7 protein-coding genes and 1 pseudogene are annotated in these 9,701 nt (G+C 55.3%); 1 reads left to right on the top strand and 7 read right to left on the bottom strand.

Going from position 1 to position 9,701, the window contains the following annotated elements:
* From KUL77_RS08650 to KUL77_RS08625, 6 genes and pseudogenes are all read right to left on the bottom strand, one after another.
* Positions 1 to 930, bottom strand: a pseudogene (locus tag KUL77_RS08650) (hypothetical protein); the annotation flags it as partial.
* 17 nt (positions 931 to 947) lie between these two features.
* Positions 948 to 1,922, bottom strand: a complete 975-nt coding sequence (locus tag KUL77_RS08645) for a WYL domain-containing protein (protein ID WP_297145793.1) — start codon at positions 1,920 to 1,922, stop codon at positions 948 to 950.
* 1 nt (position 1,923) lies between these two features.
* Positions 1,924 to 3,423: a DUF2779 domain-containing protein gene (locus tag KUL77_RS08640; RefSeq protein WP_297145791.1), complete on the bottom strand. Its 1,500-nt coding sequence runs from the start codon at positions 3,421 to 3,423 to the stop codon at positions 1,924 to 1,926.
* 43 nt (positions 3,424 to 3,466) lie between these two features.
* Positions 3,467 to 5,617 (bottom strand): ATP-binding protein, encoded by a 2,151-nt coding sequence (locus KUL77_RS08635; protein ID WP_297145788.1) that lies wholly within the window; start codon positions 5,615 to 5,617, stop codon positions 3,467 to 3,469.
* 724 nt (positions 5,618 to 6,341) lie between these two features.
* Positions 6,342 to 6,860, bottom strand: coding sequence for a GNAT family N-acetyltransferase (locus KUL77_RS08630; RefSeq protein ID WP_297145786.1), 519 nt, complete (start codon positions 6,858 to 6,860; stop codon positions 6,342 to 6,344).
* Positions 6,861 to 7,157, bottom strand: coding sequence for a DUF1778 domain-containing protein (locus KUL77_RS08625; protein ID WP_297145783.1), 297 nt, complete (start codon positions 7,155 to 7,157; stop codon positions 6,861 to 6,863). It lies immediately after the preceding gene.
* A gap of 210 nt (positions 7,158 to 7,367) precedes the next feature.
* On the opposite strand from KUL77_RS08625, the gene KUL77_RS08620 reads away from it, so the two are divergent.
* Positions 7,368 to 8,408 carry a zinc-binding dehydrogenase gene (locus KUL77_RS08620; RefSeq protein WP_297145781.1) on the top strand — a complete coding sequence of 347 codons (1,041 nt, stop codon included), beginning with the start codon at positions 7,368 to 7,370 and terminating at the stop codon, positions 8,406 to 8,408.
* Between the two features lie 12 nt (positions 8,409 to 8,420).
* On the opposite strand, the gene KUL77_RS08615 is transcribed toward KUL77_RS08620, so the two are convergent.
* Positions 8,421 to 9,668, bottom strand: coding sequence for a TIGR03862 family flavoprotein (locus tag KUL77_RS08615; RefSeq protein WP_297145780.1), 1,248 nt, complete (start codon positions 9,666 to 9,668; stop codon positions 8,421 to 8,423).
* Positions 9,669 to 9,701 lie beyond the last annotated feature (33 nt).

Here is a 9,701-nt window from a genome sequence, read left to right as displayed (position 1 = left end):
CGGCTGTGCCAGCGAATCAGGAACTTGATGTTTCAAGGATAGGAATTGCCCGGCACCCTGGTTTCCGATATGGACCTCTGCTGCATCGAGAGTGGCAATTGCGGCTTCACGAGCTTCAAAAAACAAGGCTCCTGCCTGAAGATCGTGCCAATGATCTTCTGAAATTTCTTGCGGACGCTGCGCCCACGTTAGCCTGTCTGGCCTATTTTCTCGGAGTGACTCGACCCACGCCAGTGAGTTACCCCACCGTTTCTTATACTCGAAGGATTTACTACCTTCTTGGACGAGTCTTTCCCGAAGTAATTGGATTGCTTCATTGGATAGCTTTTCGAGTGGCGAAAGAGCCTGTCGAAGTGCATCTGTATTGACGCGATCATCTTTCATTTGCGCCCACAAGGTTAGATGATCGACAACCTCTCTGTTATACGGACGACATCTCCCTAATGCCGCTTCGATAAAGGCTTTTCCTTCATCTGAGCAACGAAATGCATTGAATCGCGTGCCATCGGATTCGACAAAGCCAAGTGCAGGCAGGGCCTGGACGGTCGCCATTCGCATAGGCTGTGTGACGTAGAAATTTCGCTGGCGTACCCGCCTAAAACTGAAATCATCTTTGTCTTGCAGCTTGGCATTTCCGCGCAAGCGAGCATCACTACTCCAGCGATTGCTTCTGAAGGCCAGCCAACAGGCCAGTGCTTCAATTGCGTTAGCCACTTCAATATTCTGAACTTTCGCACCTCGGCTGCGCGCATTTTCGGCCACAGTCACACCGAGCGTCGCAAGCAGCAGTTGCTTGCCATACCAGACACCACCTAAACCGGGAATGGCAAGATCATTAAAGTGACGCACCGACGCGCCCAGTCCAAGGGTCCGAGTGCGGCGCACATTCGACAAAAGCTCGGGACCAAGAAGGCCCCATGTACTTTCCATTAATTAGTTCTCCTTCGTTACAGCTTGGCCGCGACAATGGGGAGTCGCTGTACATCAGCAACCGCATCCCCAAATCCTCGCAGCCACCGTTCCAGCATCGCGCTGTCGACCACCGTGGCCGTGATTTCCAATATTCCGTCCTCAATTTCGACCACTTGCTGATCACTCGATAGCGGAGATTCCAGAAGATGAAGCCCAGCATTGTGCTTAATACGAAAAGTCAAACGTACCTTTTCTCCATCACCGAATCCAAACCGCCCGTCGTCGTCGTACTTCTTGAGGTCAAATTCCTTGGGCCGCTCGAACGTTAGCGTCGACATCTTGGCTGACAAGATGCGGTGCAGTGCCAGATTTCTCTCGTTGTCATAGCCTCGGTAGCGGCATACAAGATAAAGGCGAGGCCCCTGTTGTACGAGGCCCAAGGGCATGACGTCCACCTTGTTCCGTTTTCCTGCCGAATTTCGATAATCGAGATGAAGCCAATGATTGCAATACAGAGCTTCGCTGACGATTTCGAAGACGCCCGGAACAATCTTGGGGGGCAAAAGGGGCTGGCTGGTGGCAACGACCCGCACTTTGCCGGGCCATTCGCGTTCAAGGCGCGCACTGCTGTCAGGGCCAAGATTTCGCTTAGCCTGTCTGAAGAATCCTTCCATGGATTTCATCAACCGGGTGGGCAATAGGTTGTTCAGGTGCTCCTCTGCTAACTGGAGCAACAGCGACTCTTGCGGCGTCAGGTTGGGCACTGCCAGTGCTTTGGCCTGTTCCAGCCAACGGTAACCGTAGGGTTTGCTACGGTCATCGCGCTCGATCTCGAAATGCTCGCTGAGCATTTCGAGTTGGCGCTGGATCGTGCGCAAATCGCGATCTATGCCAGCGTCCTTCAGTTGCTGATGTAGTTCACTGGCGGTCACCTTTCGGCTACGCGGTATACGGCGCAGCAATTCGACGGCGAGGAGTACGGTTTCGAGGGTGTCAGAACGCTTCGCCATTTCAGACCTTCAAGGCTGAGCCCGAGAAGATCGACCACAGGCGCACCATGGCATAGGTATCGAGTGCGCAGTACGCAAGTAATTGCTGCTCGATTTCAGATGTTCGTGACTGACTGGTGTGTGCTGCGATGGCCTCCAAGTAGGCGCTCATGGCCATGCCGCCATCTTGGACGCCGTCGAGGTCTCCGTATTTAAGGTCTGGGCATAGTGCAGGAAGCACGGCCTTAATGCTCCAACTTCCCTTTTGGCTGGGGTGGTAATAATGATCCCTGGCCACTGGCAGCAGGTCCACCACGCGCTCGTTTAATGCCAGTAGTGGTTTCGCCAAGCGAGGGAAGCGGTCTGATAATTCGCGGATACGGGCCGTCTCGAAACCGGCGTTATAGACGAAGATCGGGCCCTGCTTGCCACATGCCGCAATCAAGGCTTTGGCGAATGCTTTGGAAGGATCATTGCCTGAGAGGTCGAGAAATGCTTGCTGCTCAAGTTTGCCCGTGCGTGAAAGGCGGTGGACGTTGAACTGGAAGGGGATCTGCTGATACGGGCGCGTGCCTTTCCAGATAGGTACGGCGAACTGGATGGTTTCGAAGTCCATAAAGTAGGCCGGTAGCTTGTGACTGGCCAGCGCCTGTGCAGCCGCTTTCCTGTCGAAATAGGGTTTGCCAGAAAGGGTGGCTGTTTTGACGCGTTGTTGCTTATCGTTGAGCAATGCATCGGGCACATCGCGCAGTTCGGTCAGGCTATTCGCCTCGATATGCGCCGACAGGCTGTTACTCAGTCGCCCCGGCAGCCAACGGATCGGCTGTTCTGCTTGAGGCTCGAGACTTTGGCAATACGCCAGGAAACCGCATTCGTAGGGATCGCTACACTGTTTGCCGGTCTTGACGGTTGGCTCCTTCCTTTTTGCGACGATCTGCTGTGCCGCGGCAATCCAGCTGCGAACTTCCTCACCACGGCTGAACGCCTCTTCGGTCAGATCGTTTTCAAGCAAGAGACCGCTGTAATCAGCGTCGCCGGGGTAACACCAAGAACTGTCGATATGAGCTAAGGCAATGGCGGAAAGTGGAACGCCGCAGGCGTGCGCCAGAAATACCTGTACGGCGGCATCATCACGGTGGTAATCCTTGACCGAGGTAGATGACTTCACTTCAACCATGCGCCAAGTGCGCTTTCCACCTTTCCTTACCGGCAGCATCACGTCGGCGAAAGCCAGTGCCCCTTCTGCACGAAAACCCGCCTCAAAAATAGGCTGAGCTGATCGCAACAGAGTTTGCGTACGAGTGAAAGCCGTATCGAAACCCTCTGCTTGCGGATCGATCAGTGCCCCTTTTCCTTCAGGGTCGTAAAGTCGTTGTGCGATATCACCGACCTGATGGCCAACTGCAAAACTTGCCTGTGTGGCGGAAGAGTCTTTGCGTAGGTCAGGGCGGTGTACCTCCAGCCATAGGCGCTTGGGGCACTGTCGGAAGCACATAAGCTTGGATTTCGAGAGTGTACGCATGATTGCCCCTTCTTTACCTATTCGTTTTCTCACGAAGCATCGACTATATAAAACCAATGGGGCGCTTTGCACCTTCTTTCACCATGCACTCGCTTTCAAGAGCCGACACCAATGCAGATGCATTTTCAAGCGGGCGAAACCGGTGTTGGCGCAACACGGCAGCAAAATCCCCCGGTGTCAGCCGTTGCAGTCGGGAAATCCGCGCCTGTACCTCCGCCGCGGGTGTGGCTAGCCCCAAGGCAGCGCAGTGGCGGCGCAACAACTCCCACGCCTGATCGGGGCGCAGAAAGTCGAACTTCACTTTGAGGTCAAAACGGCGCAGCGCCGCCTGGTCCAGCCCGTCCATCAAATTGGTCGAGGCGATGAATACCCCTGGGAAAGATTCCATTTGGGTCAGCATCTCGTTGACTAGGCTCACTTCCCAGCCCCGCTGCGCACTACGTCTATCCTGCAGGAAACTGTCCACTTCATCCATCAGCAAGACTGCGCCATCGATTTGCGCCTCTCGGAAGGCGCGTGCGATGTTGCGCTCATTCTCACCTATGTAAGGTGACATCAGATCCGATGCGCGTTTGACGAGCAGGGGCACTCCGAGCTGTTCTGCAACCCAGCGGCCATAAGCCGTCTTGCCTGTTCCCGGTGGGCCGTAGAGACAGAGCCTTCCGGATTTTGCCGACTGAAGCCCATCGGCCACGATCGCCAGATCCGCATCGGCGTGAATGAAGCCAGGGTCATAAACTTCTGGCAGCCGGTTCGGGGCGTTTTGAGCCAGTGGCCGGTGCCCTTGTGCTTCCAGTGTGTTCGAAATTAGCCTTTCAAAGGCCGCAGCCGCATTGCTCTCGCCAAGTTCTTCTTGGATGGTGCGTACGACGGCACCGGCTTTGACAACCACCGCCGGAGCCAGTGTTTCGGCCTCAGCGATACGCGAAATTCGGCTGGCATCCAGCAGGTCTCCGCAGCTTTCCTGCAAAATTCGTTCTCGCTGCTTTTTCGGGGGTACGGGGAGTTCAAAGACCATATCGAAGCGACGGATGAAGGCTGGGTCAAGACAATGGATAGAGTTGGACAGCCATAGCGTGGGCACCGGGTTTTCTTCCAGCATCCGGTTGATCCACGCCTTGCGCACCTGGGCTGTACTCTTGCGGCCGAAGAAATTGTCGCCATCGTTGAAGACATCTTCGACCTCATCGAATACAACCAAAGCTCGACGCTGTGCGAAAAAGCTCTGTGCCGCATGGAAAGCGCGCAAACGGCGTTCCCCGCTAACTGGATCGCCATCGGCATCCTCGCAGGCCACCTCGAATAGCTCGCATTCCAATTCATCAGCTAGGACGCGTGCTAGTTGACTCTTGCCCGTTCCCGGTGCGCCATACAGAAAAATATTGACGCCGTGCCGCCCTGTTGAAACCGCGTGCCGCAGATACGGACGCAGTATTTCAAGAGAGTGGGTGATGTGGTTGTAATCAGATAAGGTAAGTTGTGCAGGGCTTGAGGCGGATACAGTGCCGCGCAGCAGGCTGATCGGATCGGCTTCCGATGTAGCCATTAGATCGGCAAAGTTATGGGAGAGCACGTCCAATTTGTGACGCAGCACGTTGGCGCCACTGCGTTCAACCGAAACTAAGCCTGAGCGCGCTAAGATCCCTTGTGCACTCAAAGAGGCCCGAATCTCCGGCTCGGGCAGGTCGAGGATAACCGACAAAACGTGAAAGACCTTGGCCGACGAAAGGCTTCCCAGCCAGTCGGCAGTATCGTCTAGAATGCGCTCGTGATGGATCGATACGGCAAACTCCAATACTCGGCAGTCTGTCGAGTTCAAGCCCACCAGCCTCGACAATTGGTCGATGTTGTGACGCAAGCAGGCTGAAAGAGTCGCTTTATGCGAGTCCTTTTCTGCTTGCTGATGAAGTTGTCGGAGTTCGGACCTGACAGCCTTTAAATCGAATTCGTTTTCCTCGGTATTGGTGTTAGCTGTCTTACTGGGGCGACACAAAAATGAAGGGATATCAGATTGTGACGAATCAACCCAATGCCCTAAACCCAATGCTGTGGCGAGGTCATCGTTGTGAAAGCCCTGCGAATGCAAAAACTCGCGATGCGCGCCCAGTGGTACTAGAGTTCGCAGTAACCAGAGACGAATAGCTGGATTAATTTCGATTGCACTTTTAGAACGGTTGGTGCTACGCCGTGCCATGATGATTCTCCTTCTTGTGGAGTTATCATCCGGATGGTTGCGACGTAATGTGTCGCACGTGATTAGCCTATTGCTGATTGAAGGCCAACAAAGCTACTAGTTGATCGATGCGACTACGGGGCATGGGCCAGTAATATTCCGTGCAGCGGGATGGCCAATGAGTCAGCCGCTGAGTCCGTGCTGCTCAAGCACCGGTATCGATTGGTTAAAGAAGAACGTATGACGAGCAACGGTCACGATATGTGTAACCAAGTAATTCTCACGCATCATCGAAAAACGGTTTTATTCGACGCAGAGAGGCGCTAAACAGACTTGCGCAATAATTATGCAAGTCATTGACATATATAGAGAAAGCTCAAATAATACCAAGTAGGATCGACTTATAACAATCGAGAACAATAAGTTTGTATGGATTATGAGCGACGAGCTGCCAGACTGCTCCATCCCGCAGCAGAGTCATGCATTGTATAGAGCTTGTTGCTGCAGCGCAATACCCTAGGGCGAAAATCGTTGTTTTATGCGGGTTTCGGGGCGGAGCGCCATGTACTTTCGTAGGGTTGCTGGGTGGTACAAGACAAAAGCCATCATGAAATTTCAAGTGATCAAAGAGGCTGTAGCCCACCTGTAGCCCATTTGTAGCCCAAATATAGACACTGCTTTTGCATTGTGTGCTGAAAATGACCGTCGGGCTAATCATCCACTAAGACTATTTGCTGACAAGTTGCTATGCGAACAGCTGTGCAATCTGCGCCATGGGCAGAAACAGTCGCAGCGGGGTTTTTTGGAACGGCTGAAAGTTAAAGTGCTGGTAAAAGCTTTCGGCTCGCTCGTTTTTGGCATCCACAACTACCGCCATCGCCGCGATCTGCTGCGCGGCCTCTAGGCTGCGGCGCAGGGAATCGACCAGCAAAAATTCTCCGACACCTTGGCCTCCCGCTGAACGATCCACCGCCAACCGCCCGAGCAGTGTGACAGGTAACTGGCCGTAGCGTGGCAGCCGTTTCATCATATCTTCCGGCAGTTCGCTCACAGGAATAATGGACGATGAAAGGGTGTAGAAGCCGAGCACCTTGGGATCACCCGGCTGCGTGAGCACAAACGGCGCGGCTACGCGCTTTTCAGCGTCCTGCCGCGCCTGTTCGCGCAAGTAACGATTCAGGTCTTCATGGCCGCAATCGAATGACTTGCGCTCATGGGTCTTGGTCAGTGGGCTGATGTGCTCCGGCGTAAGGATAAGCGCCAATTAAAACCCCGCCTTCTGACGGTAGCTTTTGACGGCCTTTTGCAGGCGCGGCCCCGGTACAGAAGGCGCGAGCAGCGCACTCACGAACGCCACCTGTTCCTCACGGCTCAGGCGGATGACTTCGTGCTCCTGCACGATCTTAGCGGCAGCTTCTTGCGTGCTGTCGATGACCAGTTCGCTCAGGGTGCGTCCGGTCAGGTTGGCTGCACGCTGAAAAAAATTCTTCTGGTCGCTGGACACGCGCGCCTCCAGCCGCGCGTTGCGCGATTTTCCTTGAGCTTCAGGTGTATGCAGCATGGTTGGCCTCGTGAGAAATTGACTTGTATCCTATGTTTTGTACGTAATTTGTCCGTACGTGTCAAGATGGGCAGCGTTCTTTGCTCTTCTGGTTTCTCCACTTTGTTGCTGCCTTTGCAGCCTATTGCCGATTGAAGACCAAACGGAGCGTTTTGCATTTACGCAATAGCTGGCGTGTAATTGAACGCTATGATCCTCGGAGTTCCGGCAATGCCCAACACCATGCGCGCTGTGCAAGTTGTTCAGCAGGGGCAGCCGCTTGCGCTGCGGGAAATCATTTTGCCTGAAGCGGGTAAGGGTGAGCTGCGCATCCGTGTGGAAGCCGCAGGAATTTGCCATTCCGATGCCCACTACCGTTCGGGTACGGGCTCGGTTGCGAAATTACCGATTACGCTGGGGCATGAAGTGGCTGGGCGTGTCGATCAGGTAGGCGAGGGGGTTACGGGGTTTGTCGAAGGCGATCGTGTAGCACTTCACTACTTAGTCACCTGCGGGCATTGCGATTATTGCAGGCGCGGCTTAGAGCAGTTCTGCCGCGAAGTGCAGATGCTTGGCAAACATCGCGATGGCGGTTATGCCGACTACATCGTGGCCCCTGCGATGAATGCAATTTGTATTGCCGATTCGGTGAGCAGCGCCGCTGCTGCGGTGATGATGTGCTCCAGTGCAACGGCGTTTCATGCGATGCGCAAAGCGCGTGTGGTAGCTGGTGATCGCGTAGCCGTGTTTGGTATCGGCGGCTTGGGGCTATCGGCGCTGCAGCTGGCGAGGATTGCGGGTGTAAGCCAAGTGTTCGCCATTGATATTGATCAGCAGAAACTTGCGCAGGCCGCGGCACTAGGAGCAATTCCAATTCACCCGGGAAATGGTTCGGTAGAGCAGCAAATTCGCGATCAAACGCAGGGCGCAGGGGTGGATGTTGCGCTTGAATTTGCGGGTATTCCTACCACTCAGCAGCAAGCGGTGGCGGTGCTGGCGCCGCAAGGGCGCGCGGCCTTGGCGGGAATCTGCAAAGAGCCTTTTGCCGTAGATAGCTTTGGCAACGTGATCAATTATGAAGCCGAGATCATTGGTGTATCCGACCATTTGCGCAGTGAGTTGGTTACCTTGATGGAGTTTGCTGCGCGCGGTCAGCTGGATCTGGACAGCGTCATTGCTGAGCGTCTGCCGCTAGATGCCAATGCGATTAACCACCGCTTAGATGACCTTAGTGGTTTTCGCGCGAACCGACGCGCGGTGATTACGCCTTAGCCGCTAACCTATTCAATGTTCCGGCGCTTGGCACCAGCGCGCCGCGGCCTTGCCCGCGCGCTGGCCGCTGGCAAAGCATGCAGTGAGCAGATAGCCGCCGGTGGGGGCTTCCCAGTCGAGCATTTCTCCGGCGCAAAAAACGCTTGGGAGTTGTTTCAACATCAGGCCTTCATCCAGTGTTTCCAGCGGCACGCCACCTGCGGTAGAAATGGTCTCCGCCAAGGGACGCGGGCGTTCTAAGCGCAGCGGTAGCTGTTTGATGATTTGCGCAACGCGCTGCATATCGTGCTGCGCGGCTTTGTCTAACACTTCAAACACAAGGGCGGCTTTGACGCCGCTGATGCCCGCATGCCTGCGCAAATGTTCGCCAATGCTGCGGCTGCCGCGAGGTTTTTCGAGGTCGCTACACAAGCGTGATAGCTCGCGGCCTGGGGCTAGGTCTAAGTGGAGCAGGGCGCTGCCCTGTTGTTGAATCTGTTGCCGCAGGTCTGCAGCAATGGCGTAGATCAGGCTGCCTTCAATGCCGGTGTCGGTGATCACGCACTCACCTTGCAGCATCTGCGCGTTGCCGCCGCTGCCTTGCCAGTGGGCGATCACCGGTTTAAGCGGTGCACCGGCGAATTTGCTGGAAAGATAGGTGCTCCAACGAATATCGAATCCGCAGTTAGCGGGCTGCAGCGAGGCAACCGGCAAGCCACGCTGCTCCAGCAGTTCAACCCAATGTCCATCCGAACCAAGCTGTGGCCAGCTGCCGCCGCCCAAGGCCAGCACCACAGCATCGGCTTCAAATGTGGCCTCACCTTCGGTGGTTGAAAAGCGCAGCGCGCCGTCGCTATTCCAGCCCAGCCAGCGGTGCTGAACATGAAACTGCACGCCGTTTTCTTTCATGCGCCGCACCCAACCGCGCAGCAGTGGTGCGGCTTTGCGATCCATCGGAAACACGCGCCCAGAGCTACCTACATACGTTTCAACACCCAGTTCACGCGCCCATTGGCGTAGCGCATCGGCGTCAAAGGCATCGAGCCATACGCCAACGGCTGCGGCGCGTTCGCGGTAACGCGCATCAAACGCAGGCCGCGCTTCCGAGTGGGTCAGGTTCAGCCCACCTTTACCGGCAATCAGAAATTTACGCCCCACTGAGCCTTTGGCTTCAAATAGATGGACGTTTAGCCCTGCGGCGCGTGCGGTTTCCGCGGCCATTAGGCCAGCGGGGCCGCCGCCGATCACAGCGAGGCGAGGGGAGTGGGAAAGTGAATTCATTTGCAGATGATTTTATGGGAACGCCGTGATCGC

The sequence above is a fragment of the Thermomonas sp. genome, from assembly GCF_019104945.1.
Classification (GTDB): Bacteria; Pseudomonadota; Gammaproteobacteria; order Xanthomonadales; family Xanthomonadaceae; genus Thermomonas.
The sequence above is the reverse complement of the archived record's forward strand: the minus strand, read 5'-3'. Positions and strand labels throughout refer to the sequence as shown.